The organism is Mucilaginibacter polytrichastri, assembly GCF_001911425.1.
Taxonomy (GTDB): Bacteria; Bacteroidota; Bacteroidia; order Sphingobacteriales; family Sphingobacteriaceae; genus Mucilaginibacter; species Mucilaginibacter polytrichastri.
The window spans coordinates 340,502-367,033 of record NZ_MPPL01000001.1; the positions used below are offsets into that span (position 1 = coordinate 340,502).

Here is a 26,532-nt window from a genome sequence, read left to right on the forward strand (position 1 = left end):
GCATCATAAACCCGGGTGGAGCGGATACCGGCCAATGTGGTTAAGGCTTGTGCGCGTATGAGCATAATACGGGGCCGGCATTGATAGTAGCATTGTTATTGCTTTACTAAGTATTAGGGGTTATAGCAGAAATCCCTCCCTGCCAGGGCACAGCCAGCCGCACCCCTCCCGTTTAGGGAGGGAATTAAAAAAGGCCCCCATCTTTTACTCACTCATTCAGAGTCCGCTCATTCAATTCAGGGCCTCATTTACAAATCACTCATCCACAACTAAATTACACTTGGCTAAATAAAATATTATTCCTACATTTGCGTCCCCGTTAAGAGCGGGTAAAACATTAAAAATCAAAGTATAATAATGCAACAGTACGAAACCGTGATCGTTCTAACCCCGTTGTTATCAGACGAAGTTGCGAAAGAGGCGATAGCCAAATTCAGCAAAATTCTTACAGATAACGGAGCCGAAATTGTCCAAGAGGATAATTGGGGTTTGAGAAAATTAGCGTATCCAATCCAAAAGAAAACAACTGGATACTATCACTTAACTGAATTTAAGGCTCCGGGTGAATTAATTAACAAACTTGAAGTTGAATTGAGACGTGATGAGCGCGTATTGCGTTTCTTAACTATTGCCCTCGACAAACATGCCATTGCTTACAATGACAAAAAACGTAGTGGTGCTTTCAACAAAAAATCAGCTAAAGCAGAGGAGACAGCAAACTAATGGCAACAGAACAAATTAAGTATGTTACTGCTCCTAAAGTGGAGGATAACCGCAAAAAATATTGCCGTTTTAAAAAGAACGGTATTAAATACATCGATTACAAAGACGCTAACTTCCTTTTGAAGTTTGTTAACGACCAGGGTAAAGTATTACCTCGCCGTTTAACTGGTACTTCATTAAAGTTCCAGCGTAAAGTGGCTCAAGCAGTTAAACGTGCACGCCACATCGGTTTATTACCTTACGTAACAGATTCGTTAAAATAATCAGGAGGATTTAAAAATGGACATTATTTTAAAACAAGATGTTAAAAACCTCGGTGAGAAAGACGAAGTCGTTAAAGTAAAACCAGGTTACGGCCGTAACTTTTTGATCCCTCAGGGTGTGGCTATTTTAGCTACCGTGTCGGCTCGTAAAGTATTAGCTGAAAACTTAAAACAAGCGCAGTTTAAACAAGACAAAATCCGTAAGGATGCTGACGAGGTTGCTGCCAAGTTAGAAAACGTTAAACTTACCATTGGCGCCAAAGCTGGTGAAACCGGTAAAATTTTCGGTGCTATCAACACTATTCAGATAGCTGATGCATTGAAGAAACAAGGCTTTGAAGTTGACCGTCGCCGTATCACTTTTGATCAGGACCCTAAATTTGTTGGTGAATACACTGCAAACTTAAACCTGCACAAAGAAGTTAAGGTTAAGGTTCCTTTCGAGGTTGTAGCCGAGTAATTGTATTGATTTCTGATTCCGGGATTTAGATTTCGGATTTGAACATATAAATTGAAATAAGGTGTTTAGTATATTTACTGAGCACCTTATTTTTTTACCCCATTTTTGATATCCCCCTGATGCGAGGCATATTTAGACTGATACTGCGTATTGTTAAAATATTTCTGATTGCTTTTATCAGCATTACCGTTTTATGGGTATTGCTATATCGCTTTGTAAACCCGCCGGTAACATGGCTAATGGTAACCCGTGGCTTTGAGCGCAAGGCCGATGGTAAAGACTGGAAGATTGATAAGCACTGGGTAAGTTTTGATAGTATTGCCGACCCGATGAAACGCGCAGCCGTGGCAGCCGAAGATCAGAAGTTTTTGAACCATTTCGGGTTCGACTTTAAGGCAATGGAACGTGCTATTGATAAAAATGCGCACAGTCACAAGTTGATGGGCGGGAGTACAATATCACAGCAAACTGCCAAAAACGTTTTCCTGTGGCCGGGCCGCTCGTATGTACGCAAAGGCTTTGAAGCCTACTTTACGCTGCTGATAGAGACCTTCTGGAGCAAGCGCCGCATTATGGAGGTATACCTTAATGTGATTGAAATGGGCGATGGTATTTACGGTGTGGAAGCAGCTTCGCAGGCTTACTTTCATAAACATGCATCGCAATTAACAACCTACCAGGCTGCTGCCATTGCATCAATATTCCCAAACCCGCTGCATTGGTCGCCCATTAACCCGAGCGATTATTTGAGGCACCATCAGTATTTGATCCGGAAGAACATTAGAAGGTTGGGGCCGTTGGATTTTTAGGGTCGCTGAACCTGAACCCGTCCGTCATCCTGAACTTGTTTCGGGATCCCACAGGACGATCTGCTTGATGAGTATACTTAGACCTGACGCGTGGGATGCCGAAACAAGTTCTGCATGACGTGTTGGGTGAATGCAGGACATTGTTTGACCTGCAAATTACCATAACTCAATCTTCATGATGTAAATTGCACCATGCCCGCCAATCAAATCCTCACCCTCGACGACATTAAACTCCTCGTTGATACTTTTTACACCAAAATAAAAGGTGATGCATTGCTGGGCCCGATATTTAATGAGCGCATACAGGATCGCTGGCCGCAGCACCTGGAAAAGATGTACGCATTTTGGCAAACCTTATTGCTGGAAGAACATACTTACAACGGCCGGCCTTTCCCGCCGCATATGAATCTGCCTGTCGGGCACGAGCATTTTGAACACTGGCTCAACCTATTTACCGCAACTATAGACGAACTATTTACCGGCGAAAAAGCCGGCGAAGCCAAGTGGCGGGCCGGAAATATTGCGAAGATGTTTGAGCATAAGATTGCTTACTTCCGCAGTCATGGACATGGGTTTGTGCAGTAGAGTGTAATAATCCAAGGAAGCACGTCGTCCCGAACTTGTTTCGGGATCCCACAGAACAGGTCAAAGACTATGCATTTGTACACTTAGCAAGTGGGATGCCGAAACAAGTTCGGCATGACGGATCTGTGTTATGAATTAATCTTTCTTCTTCAAATCCTCTTTCACTTCTTCCCTGTAATCTTTATAGCCATTTACATGCGGCTTATCGAGGTTAAGCATACTGTCTAAACTGGCATCATAGATCTGGTATTTATTGTTTTTGGCAAACTCTACCAAGGCAAAAAGGGCAGGCTCGCCGTCGAGGCTCAGGAGCAGGTTGTTGGACGGCAGGTCGGTATATTCATATTCAATATTACCATCGGGAACCGAAATTATCCTGAAAGCATCTTCCTCTTCAATAGCGCGGAAATGGGCTTTAAGCTTCTTGCCGAAGTCTGCCGGTTTTAGCGCTTGTTTATTAAGGGTTTCCAAGTCTGCAATTTCCTCGGTTGAATTAAATAGTACTACGTCCCAGCTCATCTGTTTGTGTTTGTGGTAAAATTAAGGAAAAGCGATGGGATTAGGCAATGTTGTTCGTCGGTGCACATATCTTGCGTTAAGGATAGGAGCGGATACCGGCCTTGTGGCTAATGCCTGTGTGGTATGAGCGGATAGCCTGGGCCGCAGGCAACGCCTAGGGGAGAATCAAGAATAAAGAGCCGGGGATCAATGGAAAATAAACGTGTCCAAATGTATAGAGCGACTTGTTTAAACTTCTAAAGTAACTCATTTTAAGCAAATTATTTCTCCAATGTCCTTGCTTATTAAAATATTACTGCTTACAATTGTGATATCATTTTAATATCAAATTGAATAATATGAAAACCGAAAAAACCTTAAGTCCTTATAATGGCTATTTTGCAGTGGCCTGTGCAATTGCTGCCGTAGTTGGTATTGCATTTTCTTTGCTTTATGAGCAGCCGATATGGGTTATAGTTTGTTTTATCATTCTTGTGTTTGAGTTAAAGGGTTTAATTATTGTAAGCCCAAATAATGCACAGGTTTTACTTTTGTTTGGTAAATACACAGGCACCATTAATGAAAACGGTTTGTTTTGGATAAATCCTTTATTGAAACGTATAGGGCTATCTTTAAAGGCCCGTAATTTTGAGAGTGAGAAAGTTAAGGTGAATGATAAAATGGGCAACCCTATTTTAATTAGTGTGATATTGGTTTGGCGCATTAAGGATACCTTTAAGGCATCATTCGAGGTAAATAATTATGAGCAATTTGTAAAGGTGCAAACAGATTCGGCTGTGCGTAAACTAGCCGGCAGTTTTCCATACGATCATTTTGAGGATGAGCGGGCGTCTGTTACATTAAGTACTAATTTTGATGATATTAATAACGCCCTTGAAAAAGAGATAGCAGAGCGCCTTGAAATGGCCGGAATAGAAGTGGTAGAGGCGCGGATAGGTTACCTGGCTTATGCGCCCGAAATTGCACACTCTATGTTAAGGCGCCAGCAGGCATCGGCTATTGTGGCTGCGCGGCATAAAATTGTAGAAGGTGCCGTGGGGATGGTTGAAAGCGCCTTGAAGCTATTATCCGAAAAACAGATTATTAACCTTGACGAAGAACGCAAAGCAGCCATGGTAAGCAACCTGATGGTGGTACTTTGTGGCGACAGGGAAACGCAGCCTATTGTAAATACAGGTACATTATATCAATAAAAAAAATGGCAGAGAAGAAGTCGTTCGCTTTACGCATTGATGCAGACACGATGAAGCTGGTTGAAAAATGGGCTTCAGACGAGTTTAGGAGCGTTAACGGCCAAATTGAGTGGATGCTGCACAAGGCTTTGAAAGAAGCAGGGAGACTGAAGAAAGAAGAGGATCAAGACACAGGGATTGAGCGCAAAGAAAATAAACTTAAGAAATAAAAGGACTAAATATTACCTGATTAACCCCTTTAAATCTGGATGCGATTGGGAGGCGATGAACTCTGTGATGGTAAATTTAGCCAGTTTGTGTTGGTGAAAAGGATCGTCGGCAATAATTTTCTCCAATATTTCCTTAGAATCGGCTTGGGCTAGTATGATGCCGCCTGTGCGGGGAACCTTGCGTCCAGACATGATAAACACATCAGCCTTGTAATATTTGTCGAGATATTTTACGTGCGCAGCCATGTGCTCGTCAAGTTGCTCGAGTGGCACAATGTATTTAAGGTCGATGATGAACATGTTAGGGTTAAACAGTTATAAGATCGCGGAAAAGTTGCGGATGCCAGCTGTTTTTAAAGGGCACTTCCCATTTGCTATTAAGTTCGGCCAGGTTTTGTACCAGGTTGTTAAATACAATAGTATCGGTGGTAATGGTGCCTTGTTTAATCAATTCTTCGAACTGGTTGCGCGGGGCCGACAGTACTTCGCTACCATCGCGGTAGGCCAGGTTAAAGCGATCGAAAAGGTTGATATCGTAATGCTGCTCTACCTGTTTCATAAAATTAACCGATTTATCGATTGAGCAACCGCTGGCCCCGGCCTGGCTTTCGTCTACCATGAGCACAATAAAGCGATTGTAGCGTATTTCTGCCCCGGCTTTAAGCGCATTGCTATGTGCTGTCCAGCTTTGTGTAAAGCTGTTTAATTGCTGTTGCAGCTGCTGGGTTTCGGCGTCGCTGAGCTTGCGGTCGGCCTGGTAGATCCACACTCTCGAATTTTCAGAAAATTGCATATACAAAGGTATCAAATTATTAACTTAGGGATGTCAAATAGTTGCCATGTTGAACGTTGTGAGGGTAAAAATTAAAAAGCATTTTTTGATCATTAGCATAGCTGCCCTCGGTTTATCGGGCCTGTGCTTTACTTACGCCATGGACGAGCAGCAATGGCTGTACTGGAGTAATAAATGCCTGGCAGAGGCCTACAATTCGTACGGTGATACCAAACTTAAAAAGTGGGAGCTTAACATTACCAATAATGCCTTTGTTCGCCTGCGCAAAACTTATACTAATGGCAAGCAAGAGTATTTCTCGTTCCACCTGCACCGGTTTAATGATCTGGACTACCTGGGCACTACCACAACCGGTACCCTGCAGCTAAAAACAATTGCCGACGATATTATTGTACAGACCTATGGTGACCCTAAAGGTGATATTGATACCATGGCCACCAGCTTAAGCATCCAGGTTAAAAACATGGACCCAGACCGTTTAGACAGTCTGCGTAACGCGCTTATTTATTTAAAAGAGAAAAATTAGATATTTTCGGAAAGAAAATTCGCTCTTACTGTCGGCTTGCAGCAAAGGCATTAGCAGGCTCAAAAACTTTTATTGCTGATAAACAGTGCCTTTAGCGATATTTTGAAAAAAAGTTTCATAAAATAGAAAAAGACACTACATTTGCATTCCCGAAACGGACGATGGTATCATAGCTCAGTCGGTAGAGCAAAGGACTGAAAATCCTTGTGTCGCTGGTTCGATCCCAGCTGATACCACACTAAAAATTAGGCCTTTAGATAAAAATCTGAAGGCCTTTTTGTTTTATTGGTACAACAGTGGTACAACAAATACACAAGAAATGCTGATAGGTAGTATTTAACTTTTAAAAGCAAACTTTCGAAAAAAAACGAAAGTAATTACGACAAATTTATTATTCGTTCAATAACTCGAATCGCTTTATCCCTTTTTCGCTCCCAAGCTGATAGGTCTAATGACGTAAGCTGAAAATCCACTTCAATTTTTGATTTAAACAAGTTCCATTTTTTTGGATCATTAATTTTAAAGCCTTGTGTAAGTGGTATTACACCTTTAATGTCTAAGAAATCGAAAGGTGGAATCAATATGGGAATATGTTGAACGGACTTAACCCAAACAGCGCCCATCTCGCACAAGCATACAGGACTCGAATAGAAATTATTACCTAAAATAAAGAGAACAAGAACGGATTCGTCTATTTCTTTTTTAATAGCTTCAAGAAAATTATCACCTAATTTTATTCCATACCCTTCAATTGAGCTACAAAAAATCTGACTGCTACTTAAACCAATATTTTCAAGCAGATCAATGACTTCCTCTACCAAGTGCGAATCTGAAGAAGCATGACTAATAAATATTTTTGTAGGAAAATATGGCGTTGTAGTTATTGCCTCAAATAAACCAGCACGATACTTTCGGGTGGATTGCACTTCAATGATACAGGTGATCAAATCATAATCACTTTGATTACAATATCGTTCCACTGTAAATTGCTGAGCCTCCAATCCCAGGCCGCTTTTTCCCTGTTTGTCTGTTGAAACCCGATAATACGCTATTGCCTGTTTCAATTTGTCACTTCCCCACCGTTCATGAGTAAACCATCGTTTATATTTGAACAAATCCTGATTAAAAATCAGTTAGTTTCAGTTCAAAAAATTCCGATTAAGCAGGAATAATGTTTGAAAAGGGCTAAAAAGGAGAGGATCTTGTTTATGAGTTAAGGATGGTTTACTCATAAACAAATTTATTGATAGGTTTCTTGAATAAATAAACTTTAAATATTACATCTTCGATAAATAAATATTGCTAATCACCGGGGTTCAATGAAAGTTCAATATACTTTGTATAAAGTGGACATGCGTAGTATTTTAGATGACACTATGGTCTTTAGTAAATAATTAAACCAGCATGAATTACGAGATAACACCGACAATTCTGAATTATCAAATCATTCTTAACTTAAGAAAAGCAGCAATTGTATCCAAATTATAAGTTTAATACCACCACTTAGACCTACATTGATATTATAGTTTGCCAGTCATGTAGTATATTGGCAGGACAGGTATTTAGTTAGATTATATTAAACCGCATTCAAGATATTACCTCATTAGGGATTCTAAAGCTAAGCGATAGAGAATGGAAAAGCCCAGTCCTATGGCTGGGCTTAAGATTGCTTTATATATACTTAATGGACACGAGCGAAACGCTCACGCCCGCATGAGAGTATCCATTTTTTTAACCCTACAAAGAAACTATTCGTTACTCGGGAATATCAACGGAGTCGCTGTTGATACATATCTGTTATTTTTATGAATATAAGATGGTAATGTAATCAGTGGCTCATTGGAGAGTGGACATTTAGTCCATCTGTATTCCGGATGTTCTTCTCGATCTACATCAAACCAGTAAAATAATTTGACATTTTTATTTAGTTTATTTACAGCCGCTAATGCAAGAATCATACTTTTATTAATAGGATCATCAATATTATATATTCTGTTATCATCATTATACAACCAATTATTATATAAATTGAGATAGTCTCTTTTCCATTGCTTTAAATCAATTTGTTTTGACAACAAAATATATGCAGGATGATTGCAACTAATTACTGATTCGCTCACAATATTCCAGAGAATATCTTCGCTATCGACCGTAACCATAACTTTTATCTGTTCCATATTATTTATTAAATCTGTTATCATTTAACAATTTCCGCGCCGTCCTAGCTTCTTTGATTCCTCGATTTGCTTCTTTCTCAATATTTTCCCAAGTCTCATCATTGTATTGTTCAGGAAATACTTCTCTAATTTTTCCTTTTTTGAATTTTGAAATTATTTGAGAACCAGTCAATCCACTATATTTATGTGCTTTTTTTATATGCCTGTCTTTGGTCAAATCATTCAATACAAAGCCAGCCGTTACAACATCTACCGCAGCATTTACTATAGGAAGTTCTTGCACAAACGTATCAATCGCAAGTAGCCATTTGGGAACTGCATTAGAATGTTCTATAAAGAATGTACCTACTGGTGCTAAACTATTCCTAACGCCTTTAATAACAACTTCTTGCAAGGTTACTGGTTTTAATTCAGGAGCCTTAGGTTTCGGCTTAGGTTTTTCGCTTTCTTTACTTGCTCCATCACCTATTATATTTTCTGCTTCCATACCATCTGGATCAATGGTGCTAATTGGATTATTCATCCCATAGTTGTAAGGCGATAAATGCTCAAAGTCATCAGCCATTGGATCTATCGTACCGAATCTACCAATTACCGGATCATAGAACCTTGCGCCATAATCGTACTGATTTGCTAAATCGGTTTGTACTTCTTTGCCATTATAAAGATAACGGTTATCATGAAAATAGTTGCTCTTGCGCAGTCCAAAGCTATAATACTCATCTTCCTGTAAGATCCGAGCTGTTCCGTTAAATTGATCTATACTCACCCGGTTGTTACCTAGATGATCCTGCAGGTTATACTCGTAATTGTAGGTGCCGTTATTATTGGCAATCCTGCCTTCTTCGGTATTAATAAATGCTATTGCACCGTTTTTGTAAACGATGCCATTGATATAATCCCAAGATCCATCGCTGCCCGTATTACGCAGTTTCTGACCTGTTGCATCGTAGGTATACATAGCCAGTGTCGTAGTACCCTGGGTTACATTTTGAGGCAGATTAAGCAGGTTGTAAGAGATTACTTTACCCTGGCCATCCGAAGTGGCATTGCCATTCGGATCGTAACTGTAGCTTCTCGGGCTGTAGCCTGTTACTGTATTTAACTGATTACCTGTATAATTGGTATAATTGAGTGTCCCGGCACCGCTTCCGCTCCTGGTCAGCTGGGTGATGTTGCCCATCAGATCATAGCTGATCTGCTCATTCAAGGCATCAGCAGTTGTGCCACCTGCAAAACCAGCAATGGTCAAGCGGTTTAAAGCATCATAAGTGTAAGTAAACGTGCGTATACCTGGGGTAGCTACCTTGGTGGTCAAATAACCCATCTGGCTGATGTTTCCGTTAAATTGAGGTACAGTTGTCGTGCCATCCGGTTGATCATACCGTAAGTCAAGGCTAAACAGGTTCCCATTAGTGCCAACTGTTCTTAACCAACCCCGTTCATTATAAGTATAGCTAATTTTTTGCAGGTCATTGCCCAGGTGTTTGGTCATCACCTGCCCGATATCGTTGTAATCGATCTGACTCAACAATACGTTAGTACCGCCGTTGATCTGTTCATGCGTTTGCGTTTTGCGACCCATGTGGTCATAGGCATACGTGTTGGCTACCGTTAACGCAAGGCTACCATTGGTATAATGCAGCCGGGTGGATGCGGTTACTTCGCTGGTAAAATCATACGTGTTGGTAATCAGATCATAGTTTCCATTATTAACCGTACCTCCCAGATAATGCTGGTTGTAAGTCGAAGTGTTACGCCCTTTGTCATCATAATAGGCCACCGTCCATAACATTTGACCAGCAGTGTTTAATACCCACGTTTTTGTTCCGGTCAACAATCCTGTGGTAGCAGTACTGGAACCTGAGGGCGCACTGTAACCTGCGGGTAGATCGGGAAAAGTATAATCATCATAATAATTGATGGTCATAGTAGAAATCCAGGTACTTGGAAATGCAGCGGCGGTGTAATAATTTCCGGGCGTACGGCTTTCATATAGATTGGCATTTGCATTTATAGCCGTCTGCAGATCTGCGGGATTTATAGCAACGTTTCCGTTATCCCAGACCCCGGTGATGATCACACGGCCAAAGGCATCATATTTACTAAAGAGCCATTGATTACTAAGGCGCAACTTGGCATCCTGCGTAGCCACAACTTGGTCCAGCTTGTTATATACCATGTACTCCCAATCCTTCTTACCAGGCAGCTTCTTTTGACTTAAACGATTGCGGCTGTCATAACGATACTGGTAGCAATAGTTATCCAATGTGGTTTGATTAGCTGCGCTGGATAATCCCCCATCGGGGCCGGCTCCCGGAGGTAATACAAAGGCCAGGTTGCCGAGATCATCATATGCGTAGTAGGTAGATAGAGTTTCGTGGGCATTGGTAGCTGTATTTAAGTTAAATGTGCGCTTAAGCACTACATGCCCTTCTTTGTCCTTGTATTCTTCAGTCGTGTTTTCACGCCCACTTCCTGTATAGTTTTCATTAGCAGTTATTGTGACAAATAAACTATTGGCATCATAATTTTTCGAGGTTGATAAAATACGGTTACCCGAGCCGTCTATCGTTACATCATATTGTTTAGCCCAATAGGTGGTGCCGTCATTACTCCCATAAGCAAGCCGCACGGTATGGTCATTGGCGGGAGTAGCGCCCGGCTGCCAGGCTGTACCTGGCGCACCCTGTTCGGTTATACGATTCAGCGGTGAAGGTTCGAATATGGTTTTACTAAACGGGAACGATGTGGTCACGACCCCAATGGGAGGAGTGCCATAAAAAGAGGCCTGGTCTCCGATTGCACTGGGTTTAAAAGTGCTATCCGTAACAGCAGCTGAATAGGGTAGATATTTAACTGCTTCCCGGCCGTAAGCATCGTATGCAAAGGGTTGCACCAAATCCCTGCTCGCATTAGGGTTGCCTTTCACCTGCACGGTTTGCAGCGGCCTGCCTAAACCGTCGATAAATTGCACCGTCTGCATTAGCTGGCATGTGGTATATCCCGGTTGACCCGGAACGTAATTCTCTTGCCGCGGAACAGATGTCAGGATATAGTTTTGTGATTTCCGGATGACCGTATTTAACGGTGAACAGCCCGATGGTAAAGCCTGAAAAACAATACTTTGTCCGGCTGCCGGTGTAATAACAGTATTAGGCTGGATAAGGATCGTATTATAGCTATAGGTTTTTGAAGTAGTGATCGTTGTATCGTGAAATGTTCTTGTCGTTTGGCAGATTGCGTCATTATTAATTAGCAGCAGGATAAATGCCAGGATAATAGCTAAACAGGACGTTACATTAACGCCTTGCTTATGATTATTGCTTTGTTTCTTCATGTCCTTAAGGTGATAGGTTGAATGCTTAAGTTATTGGCCCTGGTAATGATAGTCCATGTGCTTAATGATGTTGCCATCCTTATCCTTGATGTTCATCAATCGCAGAAAACTATCGTACTCGTAATACGTTGTCATGTTCTTGGCATCAGTTTCGCTCGTTACCCCCACTAGTGGCGTGTAGGTATAGGTCGTAACCTGCGCATTAGGGATGCCCGATTTGATGGCAGTGCAGATATTATTTAAATCAGTAGAACTTACGGAGGACTGGTTGCTAATGTTCTCAACATTATAACCCGCACTCGCTAATACCGATGATACAGTTGCAAAATTTGCATTCTTAATCTCTACTATCGGGTATTGTTTATTATAACCCCATAAATAGGTAGTCGGAGAACCGCCTGATTGCCGATAAGACAACACATTTCCCAAATTATCATATCCCTCAAATTGCATCCGGGCTTCTAATGGATTTGAAAGCGTTTGGTATTTTATTGTATCAGGAAATACAATATTGCCTGCACTGTCCCAAATTTTGTAATTATGCCGTAGCCTGGAATTAAAAACGCCATTTGTATATTGTTCTGTTTCTATAACAGGACTTATATTGTTTTTGGCTACTAATGAGTCTAGAGCCAGGCTTGCTGATGCCGTCAGGTTACTGATCTGACTTTTATCCGATGCATATTTATTTACTGTCTTGAGTATAATTCCCTTACTATTCGTTAACTCCACCCGCGTAACCAATCCATGGGTAGGATTATCATAATAGTAATTGTTTAAGGTAGCGGTTGGGTTAAGCCCGTTTTGATCGTAGACTGTTTCTGTTGTAGATGTTTTATAAATCCAGGGACAAATGATCTTTGTATCAAACAGATACATATTCTCCAATCCATAAGTAACACATATATTACCAGTACCGTCACATATACTACATCCTGTATGGCACATCCAAATATACATCCCGGCCTTGGAAGCCAATTCAAAATAGTTGGTGGTATAAAGTAATACTGTATTTGATATATTATAATTTATATTGGTGGTTTTAAGTATTTGGTTAGAAGAATTATAAGTTATTTCTTTTGTTAAAAACCCCCGGCATACATCATAATCTGTCATAAATTTCAATTGATAGCTGTCTACGTTTGATGACTGAATCGAATTGTCATATACAATCATCTTAACAGTAGAATTTATATTAGGATACTCGTATGCAGTTGTAAAATAAGATTCTTTTTTCCCGTTCGAGTTATCACTTATGTTTTTTTCAGTTACTAAACCATAACCGATAAAACTTCCCTGCGTAGTTCCTAAATAATTCAAGCTATTGGCACTTCTAAACTGCCAGGAATAGTCGTAAGAGTGAGATATCTTGACACTTATTAAATTTGGACTAGAAACCAAAACACCGGAAGATGCTGTTGTATCCGTATTAGACTTATATTCATACTGTTTAATATTGACATTTTGAGTAGTCGGGTCCGTATTAATTAATTGCTTTATTCTTACCCCGCCGGCAAGTTTGGTGTGTATAACATTTCCAAGTGAGAAAAATTTTAATATACCGGTAGCGCTCTGTGTTGCTCCGTCAACTGAGGCTATCATTTCATAATTGCCGGGTAGTAAGTATACCGAACTTGTTAAGGTGTTATTTATCATACTATATGCCAGCATGCTGGTCCGGGTGCCATTCGAATTGATTCTGTTAATCGACACGCTTGGACCGTTATCTACCGGAGGGGCGCCACTATAACTTCCCTGTGTGGTAACAATTGCATTTTGAGCGGTGTCGATGACAAATGTTTTTGTAGATGAAAGTTGACTTACCGATGAGGATTTGATCGCCGCCGCTGTAAGAGACTGTGGAATACGCTCTTTCTCACTGATGACATTGTTGCCGACTTTACCATAATCGTTTGCTTCATACACAAATTGCGTGGAGCCACCAGTTGGATAGTTAATCTGTTTTAAACAACCGATTATGGCATATTTAATATTAGGATCCCTTTTTCCATAAACGCTTGCACCAGCTTGACCTGTAACATATAACCCATAGATAGCAGGATCAATATATGGAAGTAATGAGGAATTAGTCGCTCCATTATAATAGCCCCAATAGTCCTGTGCTAATGATTTGACTGATGGGACATCTTCAGGACTATAATATTGTAACGAATAAGTCTTAGATAATGTATTATCAACAGACCATTCTGTTACCTGGTCAAGTTTTAATCGAAAATTATCATTAACTGTCGTATTGCCACTGCCGAAATAACTATAACTAAAGGTGAATTTCTTTTTGATCTGGTTGGCATTATCAGCCACAGTCAAACTAGCAATTCTGGATGCATTCGGCATATCCTGCCTGTCTTTTGCACTATTGAATGAAATATTCTCATTAGGCGTGGTGATAGATGACAAAACCTTTGATGCAATTTCAATATAGTTATAAACAGCGGTGTGTCCGGGATTATATCGTGCAGCATCTGATCCAGGCCCTGTCGTTAAATGATCTGTCTCAATAAACTGGCTGTAAAAAGTCGTTTCATCAGTATAGCTAAAAGTAATATTCCCGGCCGGTGTAATGATTTTGGAGAGATACCAAGCCGATGTATAAGAAAGAATGGTTGGTGGTGCATTATCATCTGTTGTGGTTTCCTTGACATTAAATACATATTTAATGCCTTTCTCATCGGTTACAACAAATCCGCTCAACGTATTATCTGAAATTTGTATTCTTAAGGATGGCTGGGCGGGAATGATATGAACAGTATGCGCTGTTGTAGCATCGATTACAAATTTTCCGGAGTAGCCGCCAAAATTGAAATAAAATAAATCCGGCTGCATATCAATTTCACCTTTGGTAAAGCTTGATGCGATAGATTCATTACTACTGAGGTAATCGTTGGTCCAAGTGGCATGAGCCCAATATCCCGTACCATTTTCATCAGGCAGTCCTCTTACAGATCTTGTGATTACGCCGCCTGCATTTAATGCCCAGTTTAATCCTATCACACCAGCTTTCTCTTCAACCTTCAATCCCTGCGAATGGTAAGATAAACTAATAGGTAGCGTAAAAGAGCCGACTTTACTGGTATAAAGCGGTATAGATACATTGGGTATGCCAGTGTAAAGGCCTACAGGAATATCACCATATTTGCCCAGCGTAGCCGCATTAGGAGATGGCGGGGTAACTTTTGGAACATCATTTTGAGCGTTATAGATGTTTTGTGATTTTGCTATATTGCCAATAATAAGCAAAAAGCTTAGCACGAAAATTAGGGGATTTTTTTTGATCATTGGATTAGGGTATTGTAAGGAGTCAGTGACAAGTTCTAGTTATTGCTTTTAATTTGACTGATCTGGATTTTTAGCTTTTTGAATCTCGCATCATTGTTCCGTTTCATCGCAGCCATTTGTGATTGTTGACTTTGCAGCTTTAAATTCTCCTGCTTTATTTCCTTGTCCTTTTCAATCAGATACAAGGTCAGCTCTTCAATCTTTTTCAGCAGTTTCGTATTCATTTCGCCCAGGTTAATGCCGTCTTTAGCCACTTCTGCTGCGGAGGGTATTTCTGGTAAATGGTGATTTTTGTCGATATAAGTTTTCACTTCTTTTAAGGTCGCCAGATCATATTCCTTGTCGAAAACATAATCAGGAGTTGGCACATTTTGGTCAACTAAAACCGCTGAGGAGTGGATGGTACCGGATACTGTTAATTTGGCATCAGGTGACTTTGTCCCAATGCCGACATTCCCATTATAAAGTATCCTCATTTTTTCGGAGTTGTCATTCGTATTAAATGATATACTCCCTCCATTTCGCCCTTGGCCCCTTAAAAAGTTTACAGAGCTATTGGTTATGCCATAAAAACTATGTTCTATGGCAAAGCTCTTGATATCACTTAAATTACTGGTCGTAGCAGTCGGTTGGCTATCATAAGCTTTAATGCCAAGATATGTCCCTCCATTATTTGTATTCCCTTCTGAAAGGCGAGATAAAACCGCTGTCAGATCTCCGCTATTAGCAGTTGTTCCAATATCTAACCACGCTTGAGGAGTAGGCGTGCCTATGCCAAGTTTACCCTGAAAAGAACTTGATCCGCCAACCGCTGAAGCTAATGTAACGTTCGGAGTTGTACTGCTCCATATAGAAAAATTAAAAACATCACCGGTAGCGGATATACGGGAAGCACTACCGCTAGACCACCACATGATACTGCCGTCGTGTCTTGTACCTGCGGTGCTGCCAATAACGACATCTGCACTCATGGGATTAGTCGGGTCTACTAAATTATTACCTGTCGTAATAATTTGGCTTTGTGCATATGAGGCACAGCAGACAGATAGCATTACTAATATTAATACGTAGCTTTTCATGACATTGTGATAAGAATTGATTTACTTAATATTCAGTTTTCTAGTTATCACGTCTAATTGTTCTTGCTGCTTTCTATTGATTGATTGCTCTTCTTTTAGTTGATTATCTTTCTCGATCAGATACAATGTAAGTTCCTCTATTTTCTTCAGCAGCTTAGCATTCATCTCGCCGAGATTAATACCGTCTTTTGCCACTCTATCTGCCGAAGGAATTTCAGGTAAGTGATGATTTTTGTCGATATAGGTTTTGATGTCTTTCAAAGAAGCTAGATCATAGTCTTTGTCAAAAACATAATCCGACCAACCATTCATGTCAACCTGTACAGCTTGTGAATGTAAAGTCCCTTTAACCGCAAGCTTATAGCCATTAGGGTTCGTGGTACCTATCCCAATATTACCTGTCCCATCGATAACCAGGTCATCGCCATAATTCCAGGTTACTCCGTTGCCTGTTCCTTTATCGAACATTCTTCTTGTTCCCATTATCATCTTGCCCGTTGCATCGAAAGTGCTGCTATTACCAGCGACAGTAATAATTCTTCCCTGACCCCAAGGATTGCTGCCATCTGTGTTCGCCGGTATTACAAATTCCAAAGATGAGCCTGTTGTGAAACTACGACCGCCCGTATTGGCTTGAATGATCAGATTACCACTGTATTCACTATTTGAGTTAGATGATGTCCCGGTATCACTAATGTGAAATCTTGTCTGTGGGCTTGTCGTACCTATACCCACATTCCCTGAACTATTGATTACAAATCTACTTCCACCCTGGGTATCATAAATAGCAAAATTTCCCGCTACACCTGTACCCGGAGCGTCAAGTGCACCGGAGCTTACTAGCCCCCACATCCTGCCGCTATTTCCTGATAAACCGTTTAGGTATAATATAGGCCCGTAAATATTGCCAGTACCATTTGTTGTTATGTTTAATGCCGGATAATCATAGGTAGCATTCGTACCTCCTCTAACAATTTGTAATGCCGCAGTTGGACTCGATGTCCCAATGCCTACATTCCCGGCAAAATACCCTTGTCCGTCTGCTCTAACGGAAAAATTTAATACACTATTCGTAATACCGTGATAATAATAATTTTGAACACCATTAGGATTATCCGTTATGGCTGAAAATATTGCTCCTCCGTAACCATAGGTTGTACCCATCTGATGTCCCGTAAAAAACGATTGCCCTAATGAAGTTGAAGTAATAATCTTCGGAACATTTAAAACGCCATTCGCGTCAACTGAAAGTGTCGTTTGAGCATAGGAATAGCTTACTGCTATTAATGACAGAATTGCCAAAAGAAGTTTTTTCATGAAATCGTGTTGATTATTATTGTTTATTTGATGATCTCAACAAGGCTTTTATCTGTGATTTTAAATCATTAATTTGCGATTGTTGATACTTTAACTGTCTGTCTTTTTCAATCAGATACAGCGTCAATTCTTCAATTTTTTTAGTTTGTATTTTGCTGATCTCACCGAGGTCCAAGCCGTTTTTAATGACCCGATCTTCTGATGGCATATCTGGCAAATGGTGATTTTTGACGATATAGCTTTTTAACGAAGTAAGTGGTTTAAGCTCATAGGATGAATTAAAAACATCATCTGACCAACCGGTCATATCTACATTTACAGCTTGGGTATGAATAGGCCCGGCTACTGCAAGTTTATATGCGCCTGGGACAGAAGTTCCGATCCCAACATTGCCAACCGAACTGATATAAAAAGGGGCATTATTAAGGTCTGCGCTAAAAATATAAAAATCGTTAATGCCTTTGGCCCCTATATCATTGCCTATTTCCCAATTAGTTTTGTAAGCGCTACCACTTGTATTCATGCTGTAAAAAGCAATAGCGCTGCTTCTTGTTCCTCCCTGTGTAACGGTGCTATTGCCAATGGTCAAGCGGGTGCGATCATAGGTTCCGAATAAATCTGCAATTGCCGGGGCTCCAGTATTTGATGTAGTTCCGGTACCTTGTATACTTAATTTAGCAGATGGAGTGATGGTACCTATGCCAATATTTCCAGCCTCAGTTATTCTCATTCTTTCGTAAACATTCCCACCCGTTGCTGAACTGGTATAAAATTGAAAATTACCACCATTTGAATTAGCACCTACAACTAATACTGTTGAACCTTTTGCTGCATCTACCACAGTACCTGTTAAAGGATTTCTATTGGCGGATAGTTGTGCGTTATCTAAAAATAGACTTGGTCCTGTTCCTGCAACTTCGAGCTTTGCACCAGGAGCAGCAGTACCAATTCCGACATTCCCTGTGTTAAAGTAGATGTTGCCATTAGAGGGTTGCCATTGTTGTGCGTGAGAATAGCCTGTAGCTAATAAAGACAGAATTGCCAGTAGCAGTTTTTTCATGAAGTTGTGATACGTTTAAGTGTTTAACTTGTCTCTAAGATAAGATGTGGATTTGACACTTAATAGATCTCGTTCAAATTTAACCTGTGAGAAATTAATTACCCGAGTCAAGTTTTTGGTTTAACTATTTCACTAAAAAATAAATTACTAATTATAAAAAGAGTTAAGTAAATAAATTGGTCTACTCCAATAAAAGCATCTCAATATAATATTCGGTTAAGAAAAGAAAAATAAATGTTGCCAAATTTAACGTTACATTTTTATCCATGATCTTAAGCATACGCCATAAAGGATAAAGCTATATTTGAGAAAGCAAAATCAGGCTCATCCTGCCCCGTCTCGAAGCGGCTGAAGTTGTTGAGGACATGAATGTGCCGGGTTTATGGGTTGCATTCATTAAGCGGTGATTTGAAAGATTTCTGGTCGGTTAAGGTAGATAAGAATTACCGCGTTATCTTTCAATTTATTGGTGAAGAAGCGCATTTAGTTGATTCCGTAGACTATCATTGGGAGGGGAAAATAAAAATGGCAATGTATGATCCAGCCCATCCGGGCGAATTAATCCGTGAAACTTTGGAGGGCATTCACGAAGAAACAGGACAAAAAACTAACCGTGTTGCAGGTTGCATCGGGATTAGGCACCACGCGTAAAACGCTTTCACCGATTATCAATGGCAAGCAAAGTGTTACGCCTGAAATGGCCTTGCGCCTTGGCCCGGCATTTAATACAACGGCAGAGTTTTGGATGCACGCCCAAGAAAACTATGACCTGGCGATAGCACGTAAAAAGGTGGACGTAAAACAGGTTAAAGTATTTTGGCACCCACAGGTCGCTTAATTTATTTGTTCAAATCCGATAAACACATAGTGAATTTGGATTCCAATCCAAAAAATACATAGTTAAAACGGATTATCAAGATAATACTGCGCTTTTATCTTCTATTATGCTTTTACCTTTTTAGCGCGTTTTGATTTAGGTTTATCAAAGTTAAGAACAGCATCTAAAGCGGCATCAGTGTTCTTATTCTTAAAATTGTTCATATAATCTAAAGTCGTTTTTAAGTTCGAATGCCGGAATATTGATTGAGCCATGTGCAGATCAATATTTTCGCCTGCAATGTTGCCGAATGTATGACGCGCGATGTGCATGGTTAACGTGTGGCTTATTTTTGCAGCCGGGGCGACAAATTCCCTTAAAAACTTATCGACGCGGCTTGTGGCAAATGCGATGCGCCTTTGTACTAAAAATTTATTTTCTAATTCTTCGTCGCTAAGCGTCTTTAATTCAGGGAAGACAAAATCATCCTTATGCCGTTTATCTTCTTTATACTGGTTGAGGATGTCATGAACCTTTAGGGAGATTTTTAAGGAACCTGTTTTAAGATTTTTGCCCATTGTATAATGCAGGCGGTCGTTTTTGAAATCAGACCACCTTAGGCGCAACACATCCGAAGATCGCATGCCACCAAAATTAAAGGAAGTAAGCCACAAGTTACGCGCATGGTGATGGTTGCCATTAGGAAGATCGGCTTTTTCAATTCTTTGCACGTCAGCAACGGCCAGCCCGATCTTGGTGGAGTCGGGAAACTTAATAACAATTTTCCCTTTACCAAAAGGATAATGCTTTGCATCGGCCAGCTCATTCTTAATCGCCTGACTGTAAACCGACCGGATAACCACCCAATGATTGATTGCAGTACGTTCGCCAACCTTTAGCGTTGTCAGGCAATAATGCTTAAATCGTTCAAGCAGGGCTACGGTAATATCGGAAAACGCGATATCCGAACCGTCTAAAAACTCCTTAAAATGTTTAATCCTTGGCTTATCGGCGGTGTACTGATTGTACTTTCCAGCCTCTTTTAAATTGGCTAAATACAATTCAGCCTGTCCCATAAAACTAAGGCCACCTTTCGGTTTAACCTTTTGTTTCATCGCATTTGATGAAACATGTTCCCGGTTCGTTTCCAGCTCAATCGCTTTATACGAAGCCTCAGACAGCTTTTTGATAATGAAATTATTTAGCCGCACGGAATTAGGATGCGATTTTTTGACGCGCTGTTTATCCGCGTCCCATTCACTTTCTAAAATGTGATAACCGAGATATATATAAGATGATTTTCTATCTTTCGTGATACGCAGGGTTAGGGGCGAAGTGCCGTCCTGCTTGTATTTTTTTCTTAAAACAACTTTTACAACCGACATATTGGTACAACAATGGTACAACAAGATACGGTTTTTTATGGTTTCAAACGAATTGTAATGAATAATAATCGGCCTTTAAACAGTATTTGAGGCCATATCGAATCATCTTAATACATAAATTCAAGGACTGAAAATCCTTGTGTCGCTGGTTCGATCCCAGCTGATACCACTAAAAAGGCCTCTCATCTTACATGAGAGGCCTTTTTGCTTTTGCTAAGGACAGGATTGAGGACACTCAATGAATTCTGTAACTAATGTACACTTTCTATCAGTTCAATTTCTTTAGCTATGACCTTGCTGTTTTTGTCTTTGAGTTCAAAGTCCATATTGCCGTTTGAGGTTTCTATTCTAATCATTTTAATTTCTGAGCTTTTCAATTTGTCAATTAGATTGGGCGATAACTCAAATATGGGATATGCATCGCCCCTTGTATTGGGGTTTAGCCCTAAACCGCCTGGAAAGACCTGACCCTCGCTTATTTCATTCGTGCCTGGTTGCATTTCTATAATGCTTCCATCGAACAATTTCAAATAGGTTTTTGAACCCTTATTAATAGCAAAGACAGAACTGTGCTTTCCATTTGTTATATTAATGTGGAGTATCAAAAACTTATCTCCCTTTACTTTTGCGGCATAAGAGTAAAGAATGTCGGTTTCTCCACCTGACCAACTTATGCTGGTATAGATTCTTTCGGCGGTTGTTTTAAACGTTGTGTCTCCGGTCATTTTATCAATGCTGGGCTTTTCTAATTTTTGTGCTTTGGCGGTGCTGTAAATGCTTAAGGCGGTAATTGTGAATAAAGTAAGGATTTTCATTGTGTCGTATAGTTGGGTTAAAAAAATATGGCGTGACCATTGTAAAATTGAGCCACCCAGGGTTACGACGCCCCACAGACACAAAGATACCAGCCACGCCATTACAGCGTACTTGTAGCTTTGTATTGTCTGTTAATCGAGGTCGTAATTCGGGCAGCAATACTAACTTAGTACATATCTTATCCTAAATAGGATATATGGTTAAATGATTAACCGTTAAAAGTTTTAGTTAGATGTTCATTAAGGACTGATTTTGTATTTACTTTAATTTTGGCTAAAAATATAAATTACTTTTCACATGCTCTTTAAATGTAGGATAAGCTTTTGAAGCTATATTTATTAGCTTGCATGTAAGCCCCTTCAAAGCCCCTTTTTAACTACTTTTTAGCGGCTTGGCATCCTTAGCAAGTTTATTTGTAGGGTTGTTAGGAAATGCAGTTGCGATTTTCATCGGGGTTTATAATTTATTTTACTTTGCAAAGTAAGTAAGCGGCTGATGTTTGTCTGAATGTTGTGTTTTTTACGCACATATGTAATGACATCCGAAAATTATTAATCACTTTATAGGATTTTGATTGCCTGAAATGTGTTTTTGCGATTCTTTATGGCCTTTTTATAGGTGTAAGAGAATTAACGTTACTAACCAAATATATAATTGATATGTTAAATTTGGATTGAAATAGTGGTTAAAGGCCACTTTTAATGTTTGGTAGTTGCAAATCTGTAATGCTTCGGTGGTTTAAGATGCGAGGTGCGATTTTCATCGGCGGCTTATAGTTTATTTGCTTCGCAAAATAAGTAAGCAGTTAAATGTTTGCTTGAATGTCGTATTGTTTACGCACACGTGTAATGACATCGGAAAATTATTTAAAAGCGAGGCTGCTTTGAGGTTGTAAGTGCAATTCTCAGGCAATGCTTTCGTGTTTGATTGGGTCGGTTTTAGAATGCTCGTTGGTAATAATCTGACACTATATTAGATGTGTCAAACCGTTCCTGTTTTTTGTTTATACTCCTGTCAGAACATTCCCTTTTTTTAGGAAATCTATTTTTTCATTGATTAAATCAATTAATAGGGGTCTGAAATTTTGTTTCCCGTGTTGGCTAATTAGTTCATTAAACTTCTTTTTATAGTCGCACCTGCCTTTTGCGTTTAGATTTAGTCTTTCAGTTTCATTGTTAATTAGGTTGTAACATTTCAATTTTGGCTTATTTAAAATTGTTTTATTTAATGTTTCGTTAAATAAAATATCGTCAAAAGCAGCTAGTAATTGATTGCGGCATATTTCGTGCAATTCGGGATCAATAAGGTCAATAAGGAAAACTGGATGCTTTTTTGACAGAACCTCCATTTTTTTAATTGACTTTTCGAACCTTAATATGTGCCTAGATTGGTTAAATTGTAATCCCTTATTATAAATTTTTATCCGGTATTGTGTGAGGCTGCAATCATTACCGAAACCACCTTTAATATTCATTTTATTAAAGCTTTGAAATTTGTAGCAAATTAAACTCTTTAAGAAGTCGTTCGGATCAAATGGTGTCATAATATTGACACCATACTCTAAGTTGCTTAGGCGGGCTGTGTTTGGCTCAATATTAAAAGAATGTTCGAGGTGTTGTATTGTTTCTCGAATATTGTCAATGGTGAAGTCATTGTAATTATGTTCTCCCGCATTCCAATATTTATGGAGACTACCTGTGATTTCAATTCGGCCTTTGGTGTGGATGTTAAACTCTAAATTTTTATGTCGGGCGGTCATCCAGTCGGAATGCACTTCACCGGTTGTAACATCTGCCAAACATTTAAATTCTAATAAGGGGTTTTTGAGTAAGTCATTGTATAAAGCAATGTTATATATTTCAGTTTTAACAAAGTCGAACATATGAAAATGCACTACTTAGTTTTGATTTTAATTAGTGCATTTTCAATGTCTTCAATTCTATACCTCACCTTGTAACCTAATCGGTAGGCTACTATATAACCTTGTTTGGTATACTCATTTAATGTTGGTAGGGATATGTCCAAAATGGTGGCGGTTTCTTGCCTGGTATAAATAGTCTTCTTAGGTTTTTGATTTGAAAGTATTTTAGATATTTCAGAACGTACCGTTTCCGAGATACAGTCAGCTAACAAAGTCTTAAACTCGGTCGGCTCATAGGTTGTTGTAAATGTCTGCGTTGCCATAAATTATAATATGGCTGTAAATGTCCTTAATGAAATATAGGGGGAAAAACGGGGTTATGACAAAGTGATTAAGGGAAATTAAATAACTACTTCTCCAAGTGTATTTTCTTAGAGACTTCCTTAAAAGTCGGGCCAAATCAAAACAAGAAGGCAAATTATACACTCATATACATTTATTTGTATATATACATTTTTTTATATTTATCATAAAATTTGTTTTTATACAATATTTGGATATTTTTGTATGAAAAATTATTATGGAATCATTTGTCAACCCTTTTCGACCCGGCGCAGGCCAACCTCCCCCGTATTTAGCTGGACGAGAGCACGAGAAGATAGATTTTGAAAAGCTATTACGACAGTCCCCTATTTTGAAAAATCTCATACTGACAGGATTAAGGGGAGTTGGGAAGACTGTGTTATTAGAAAGTTTAAAACCAATTGCCCTACAAAACGGATGGTTTTGGGCTGGAAACGATTTAAGTGAAGCTGCAAGCATTAGTGAATCTTCCTTATCTACTAGAATCATTGCTGATATTGCGACGCTAGTTTCATCATTTACCATTGGCGAAACGGAGATAAAGAGAATTGGCTTCACAGCCACGTCAGAGACGGTAGAGGTAAAGCTTAGCTTTATAATGCTTATGAGCCTTCATAATAATACCCCCGGACTTGAATCTGATAAGTTAAAAAGAGTATTAGAATTTGTCTGGGATGTTGTAAAAACAAAGGTCAAGGGAATTGTATTGGCCTATGACGAAGCGCAAATATTAAAAGATAAAGCAGCTGACAAACAATACCCTCTTTCGCTATTACTGGAAGTAATTCAGTATTTACAAAAGAAGGAGATACCATATCTTTTAGTCTTGACTGGGCTACCCACTTTATTCCCAAACTTGGTTGAAGCAAGGACTTATGCCGAGCGAATGTTTAATATCACAACTTTAGACAGGCTGAGCGAAGAGGAAAGTAGAGAAGCAATTTTAAAACCAATTGAAACAGAGGGCTGTCCTGTAACATTCACGGAACATGGCATCGCAGAGATTCTAAAATATTCAAGTGGCTATCCTTATTTTATACAATTCTTCTGCAAGGAAGCATTTGATGCTATACTACAGCAGATTAAAGTGGGTATAGAAAATCCCTCTGTTACAATACCAGAGATGGTAAATAAATTAGATACAGATTTTTATTCAGGACGTTGGAGTAGAGTAACAGACAGGCAGAGAGATTTGTTGATAATCATTTCTAAACTAGCCAATGCAAATTCAGAATTTACTAATAAGGAAATTGCTTACAAATCAGTTCAATTAAATAATGAATTTAAATCTGCCCATATCAATAACTCTTTGTTGAAACTAATTGAAGCGGGTTTGGTTTACAAAAACAGACGTAGCAAATATTCATTTGCGGTTCCCTTATTGGCAGATTATATTTTAAGACAAGAAAATGAGAACCGTTAATAAAAAAAATAAATATTTAGTTAGCAATTTGTTGAAAAGTATTTTTACTTTTAACGCGCTAACATTTGAAATTTATCAATCATGGACAAACACCTTCTCTAACCTAATCTTGTTGGAACCGTGCGGAAGTGATTTAAATTATTGCCCTGACCACTTAACTGGTCGGGGCTTTTTTTGAGACCAAAAGTTAAGTAATCCTTGCTCAATTAGGAGAGTTAAAATTGGGAACCATGCATAAAAAGGGTGCATGTAAATAGTTTTTATCATGAGTGATAAACCGACAAATGTTAGCACAGACGAAGGGAATTTCATCTACAGAATGACTATTACTGTAAAAGGTAAAAAGATTCGCCGTAAAAATGGTAGACCTTTTAAGATTCCGGTAAAGGCGTAGTAATCTAAGCCGGAATTAAAAAAAAGTTGGTTGAGTATGGTCTGCTCAACCTCTTTTTTTATGTTTAATAACGTTATAGTCGTTCAATTATTTCAATTCTAAACATTTCGTTACCAGTCAGGTTGACATCTATCCAAATAAACAGGTCAATCATTTTGCGATTAAACCAACTGACGCCTTCTATCTCGCCAGTTTTATCGTTATAGTAGCAAGTAAACCCGTAAATTTTTGCTTTATGCGTGAAATTTTCCATTTTATTCCGGGGTGCAAATGTAAGAAAACTACAAACTAATACATCAAAAGATTATACGTATAAATGTAAAGTTTAGTTTTTTATTTTTCACAAAAAGAAATAACGATCACTTAAAATAACTATTAGTTTAAGAAACTCTTTGGTTGTAAAGTCTGAATACCTTATCGCGTTAATAATTAGAGCGTTTTAATCTTTTTAGTTTGATATTGAAATTGGATAAAAACGTACCGACTTTTTTTGTTGCTGTACTCGTAACTATGTCTGATTTATTACCAGTATTCATTCCTGAAATTGCTTTTCTAATTGTTTCTACTTTATCATCTTCGTTAATAATAACAGCTATAATTTTTGCAAAGTCAGTGCTGTTTCGATCGTTTTGTTGTGAATTAAAATATTCTTTTGATAGAAAGTCAACAATCCCTAACTCGTATAGTAATAAAATTCTGTGGCTAAGTTTTTCGGGGGCGTCTTCGACGGATGTGTTTAAATGAGCATTGGTTATGTTGTTTGCAAACCATTCTAGTGCCTGTTTATGCCTATATTCTTCGTACGCGTTCGAGGGCCAATCTGAATGTTGCATAATAAGGGCCTCTTTTACGTAGCGTAAAAAATACTCTTTGTTGTCGCTGTGTGTAAAATGATAATCAAGGCATTCACTTAAATCGAATCCCGGATCATTGTTCATGTAAATTTTGTCATATAGCCTAATGCATAGCTCTTTATCATCCGGAACAATTATCTTACCGTCACGTATGCCATCGTTAATTACAATATCATATTGATTTCTTACAATATCGAAAGGAGATTTTAGAACGAATAGCCGATTGGGGATTGTTTTTGTGTTTTGTGGATTTTCCATTTAGTCGAAAG

General features: G+C 39.1%; 26 protein-coding genes and 1 tRNA gene. 12 read left to right on the forward strand and 15 right to left on the reverse strand.

The window, feature by feature from the left end; all coding sequences use genetic code 11:
• The first annotated feature begins 357 nt into the window (after positions 1-357).
• The 5 genes from rpsF to RG47T_RS01580 all read left to right on the forward strand — a co-directional run bounded on the left by rpsF (position 358) and on the right by RG47T_RS01580 (position 2,840).
• The gene (rpsF, locus tag RG47T_RS01560; RefSeq protein WP_074487624.1) at positions 358-723 is read left to right on the forward strand and encodes a 30S ribosomal protein S6; all 366 of its coding nucleotides are present in this window, start codon (positions 358-360) and stop codon (positions 721-723) included.
• Positions 723-986, forward strand: a complete 264-nt coding sequence (rpsR, locus tag RG47T_RS01565) for a 30S ribosomal protein S18 (protein ID WP_074487626.1) — start codon at positions 723-725, stop codon at positions 984-986. The genes rpsF and rpsR overlap by 1 nt, the downstream gene beginning before the upstream one ends.
• 16 nt (positions 987-1,002) lie before the next feature.
• Entirely contained in the window at positions 1,003-1,446 is a 444-nt protein-coding gene (gene rplI / locus RG47T_RS01570; protein WP_074487628.1) for a 50S ribosomal protein L9, read from the forward strand.
• Between the two features lie 119 nt (positions 1,447-1,565).
• A complete protein-coding gene (gene mtgA, locus RG47T_RS01575; protein WP_074487630.1) occupies positions 1,566-2,255 on the forward strand; it encodes a monofunctional biosynthetic peptidoglycan transglycosylase in 690 nt (229 codons plus the stop codon).
• Between the two features lie 192 nt (positions 2,256-2,447).
• Positions 2,448-2,840: a group III truncated hemoglobin gene (locus RG47T_RS01580; protein WP_074487632.1), complete on the forward strand. Its 393-nt coding sequence runs from the start codon at positions 2,448-2,450 to the stop codon at positions 2,838-2,840.
• Between the two features lie 135 nt (positions 2,841-2,975).
• Here the strand turns inward: RG47T_RS01580 and RG47T_RS01585 are convergent, their stop codons facing one another.
• A complete protein-coding gene (locus tag RG47T_RS01585) occupies positions 2,976-3,359 on the reverse strand; it encodes a hypothetical protein (RefSeq protein WP_074487634.1) in 384 nt (127 codons plus the stop codon).
• A 338-nt stretch (positions 3,360-3,697) separates the two neighbouring features.
• Here RG47T_RS01585 and RG47T_RS01590 point away from each other — a divergent pair, with 338 nt between their 5' ends.
• Together RG47T_RS01590 and RG47T_RS01595 are read left to right on the forward strand one after the other, a co-directional pair.
• Complete coding sequence (locus RG47T_RS01590; RefSeq protein ID WP_074487636.1) at positions 3,698-4,552, forward strand: SPFH domain-containing protein; 855 nt, start codon at positions 3,698-3,700, stop codon at positions 4,550-4,552.
• A 5-nt stretch (positions 4,553-4,557) separates the two neighbouring features.
• Positions 4,558-4,761 (forward strand): type II toxin-antitoxin system antitoxin, encoded by a 204-nt coding sequence (locus RG47T_RS01595; protein WP_074487638.1) that lies wholly within the window; start codon positions 4,558-4,560, stop codon positions 4,759-4,761.
• Positions 4,762-4,773: 12 nt separating this feature from the next.
• Here the strand turns inward: RG47T_RS01595 and RG47T_RS01600 are convergent, their stop codons facing one another.
• Together RG47T_RS01600 and RG47T_RS01605 are read right to left on the reverse strand one after the other, a co-directional pair.
• A complete protein-coding gene (locus RG47T_RS01600) occupies positions 4,774-5,061 on the reverse strand; it encodes a YciI family protein (RefSeq protein WP_074487640.1) in 288 nt (95 codons plus the stop codon).
• Positions 5,062-5,068: 7 nt separating this feature from the next.
• Positions 5,069-5,554 (reverse strand): serpin family protein, encoded by a 486-nt coding sequence (locus RG47T_RS01605; protein WP_074487642.1) that lies wholly within the window; start codon positions 5,552-5,554, stop codon positions 5,069-5,071.
• A 46-nt stretch (positions 5,555-5,600) separates the two neighbouring features.
• Between RG47T_RS01605 and RG47T_RS01610 the strand changes: the two genes are divergently transcribed.
• Positions 5,601-6,080: a hypothetical protein gene (locus tag RG47T_RS01610; RefSeq protein ID WP_074487644.1), complete on the forward strand. Its 480-nt coding sequence runs from the start codon at positions 5,601-5,603 to the stop codon at positions 6,078-6,080.
• Between the two features lie 163 nt (positions 6,081-6,243).
• Positions 6,244-6,316 (forward strand) — tRNA-Phe (locus RG47T_RS01615).
• A gap of 141 nt (positions 6,317-6,457) precedes the next feature.
• On the opposite strand, the gene RG47T_RS25510 is transcribed toward RG47T_RS01615, so the two are convergent.
• The 7 genes from RG47T_RS25510 to RG47T_RS01655 all read right to left on the reverse strand — a co-directional run bounded on the left by RG47T_RS25510 (position 6,458) and on the right by RG47T_RS01655 (position 18,350).
• Positions 6,458-7,144: a TIR domain-containing protein gene (locus RG47T_RS25510; RefSeq protein WP_139302405.1), complete on the reverse strand. Its 687-nt coding sequence runs from the start codon at positions 7,142-7,144 to the stop codon at positions 6,458-6,460.
• Between the two features lie 684 nt (positions 7,145-7,828).
• Positions 7,829-8,257 carry a hypothetical protein gene (locus RG47T_RS01630; RefSeq protein ID WP_139235627.1) on the reverse strand — a complete coding sequence of 143 codons (429 nt, stop codon included), beginning with the start codon at positions 8,255-8,257 and terminating at the stop codon, positions 7,829-7,831.
• Position 8,258: 1 nt separating this feature from the next.
• Positions 8,259-11,597 (reverse strand): DUF6443 domain-containing protein, encoded by a 3,339-nt coding sequence (locus tag RG47T_RS01635; RefSeq protein ID WP_074487647.1) that lies wholly within the window; start codon positions 11,595-11,597, stop codon positions 8,259-8,261.
• 30 nt (positions 11,598-11,627) lie between these two features.
• A complete protein-coding gene (locus tag RG47T_RS01640; protein WP_074487649.1) occupies positions 11,628-14,894 on the reverse strand; it encodes a hypothetical protein in 3,267 nt (1,088 codons plus the stop codon).
• Between the two features lie 35 nt (positions 14,895-14,929).
• Positions 14,930-15,973: a hypothetical protein gene (locus RG47T_RS01645; RefSeq protein WP_139235626.1), complete on the reverse strand. Its 1,044-nt coding sequence runs from the start codon at positions 15,971-15,973 to the stop codon at positions 14,930-14,932.
• A gap of 21 nt (positions 15,974-15,994) precedes the next feature.
• Positions 15,995-17,290, reverse strand: coding sequence for a hypothetical protein (locus RG47T_RS01650; RefSeq protein WP_074487652.1), 1,296 nt, complete (start codon positions 17,288-17,290; stop codon positions 15,995-15,997).
• A 16-nt stretch (positions 17,291-17,306) separates the two neighbouring features.
• Positions 17,307-18,350 carry a hypothetical protein gene (locus RG47T_RS01655; protein ID WP_074487654.1) on the reverse strand — a complete coding sequence of 348 codons (1,044 nt, stop codon included), beginning with the start codon at positions 18,348-18,350 and terminating at the stop codon, positions 17,307-17,309.
• Between the two features lie 369 nt (positions 18,351-18,719).
• On the opposite strand from RG47T_RS01655, the gene RG47T_RS27020 reads away from it, so the two are divergent.
• Both RG47T_RS27020 and RG47T_RS01665 read left to right on the forward strand, forming a co-directional pair.
• Positions 18,720-19,001, forward strand: a complete 282-nt coding sequence (locus RG47T_RS27020) for a type II toxin-antitoxin system RelE/ParE family toxin (protein WP_354524260.1) — start codon at positions 18,720-18,722, stop codon at positions 18,999-19,001.
• Positions 18,916-19,188 carry a HigA family addiction module antitoxin gene (locus tag RG47T_RS01665; RefSeq protein WP_245770779.1) on the forward strand — a complete coding sequence of 91 codons (273 nt, stop codon included), beginning with the start codon at positions 18,916-18,918 and terminating at the stop codon, positions 19,186-19,188. Before RG47T_RS27020 ends, RG47T_RS01665 begins: the two co-directional genes overlap by 86 nt.
• 104 nt (positions 19,189-19,292) lie before the next feature.
• On the opposite strand, the gene RG47T_RS01670 is transcribed toward RG47T_RS01665, so the two are convergent.
• From RG47T_RS01670 to RG47T_RS01685, 4 genes are all read right to left on the reverse strand, one after another.
• Complete coding sequence (locus RG47T_RS01670) at positions 19,293-20,552, reverse strand: site-specific integrase (protein ID WP_074487656.1); 1,260 nt, start codon at positions 20,550-20,552, stop codon at positions 19,293-19,295.
• A 251-nt stretch (positions 20,553-20,803) separates the two neighbouring features.
• Complete coding sequence (locus RG47T_RS01675) at positions 20,804-21,367, reverse strand: hypothetical protein (protein ID WP_074487658.1); 564 nt, start codon at positions 21,365-21,367, stop codon at positions 20,804-20,806.
• 1,004 nt (positions 21,368-22,371) lie between these two features.
• Positions 22,372-23,166, reverse strand: a complete 795-nt coding sequence (locus RG47T_RS01680; RefSeq protein ID WP_139302406.1) for a hypothetical protein — start codon at positions 23,164-23,166, stop codon at positions 22,372-22,374.
• Positions 23,167-23,261: 95 nt separating this feature from the next.
• Entirely contained in the window at positions 23,262-23,552 is a 291-nt protein-coding gene (locus tag RG47T_RS01685; protein ID WP_083627254.1) for a helix-turn-helix domain-containing protein, read from the reverse strand.
• A gap of 257 nt (positions 23,553-23,809) precedes the next feature.
• Between RG47T_RS01685 and RG47T_RS01690 the strand changes: the two genes are divergently transcribed.
• Positions 23,810-25,015: a DUF8462 domain-containing protein gene (locus tag RG47T_RS01690; RefSeq protein WP_074487662.1), complete on the forward strand. Its 1,206-nt coding sequence runs from the start codon at positions 23,810-23,812 to the stop codon at positions 25,013-25,015.
• 816 nt (positions 25,016-25,831) lie between these two features.
• Here the strand turns inward: RG47T_RS01690 and RG47T_RS01700 are convergent.
• The gene (locus RG47T_RS01700) at positions 25,832-26,521 is read right to left on the reverse strand and encodes a hypothetical protein (protein WP_074487666.1); all 690 of its coding nucleotides are present in this window, start codon (positions 26,519-26,521) and stop codon (positions 25,832-25,834) included.
• Positions 26,522-26,532 lie beyond the last annotated feature (11 nt).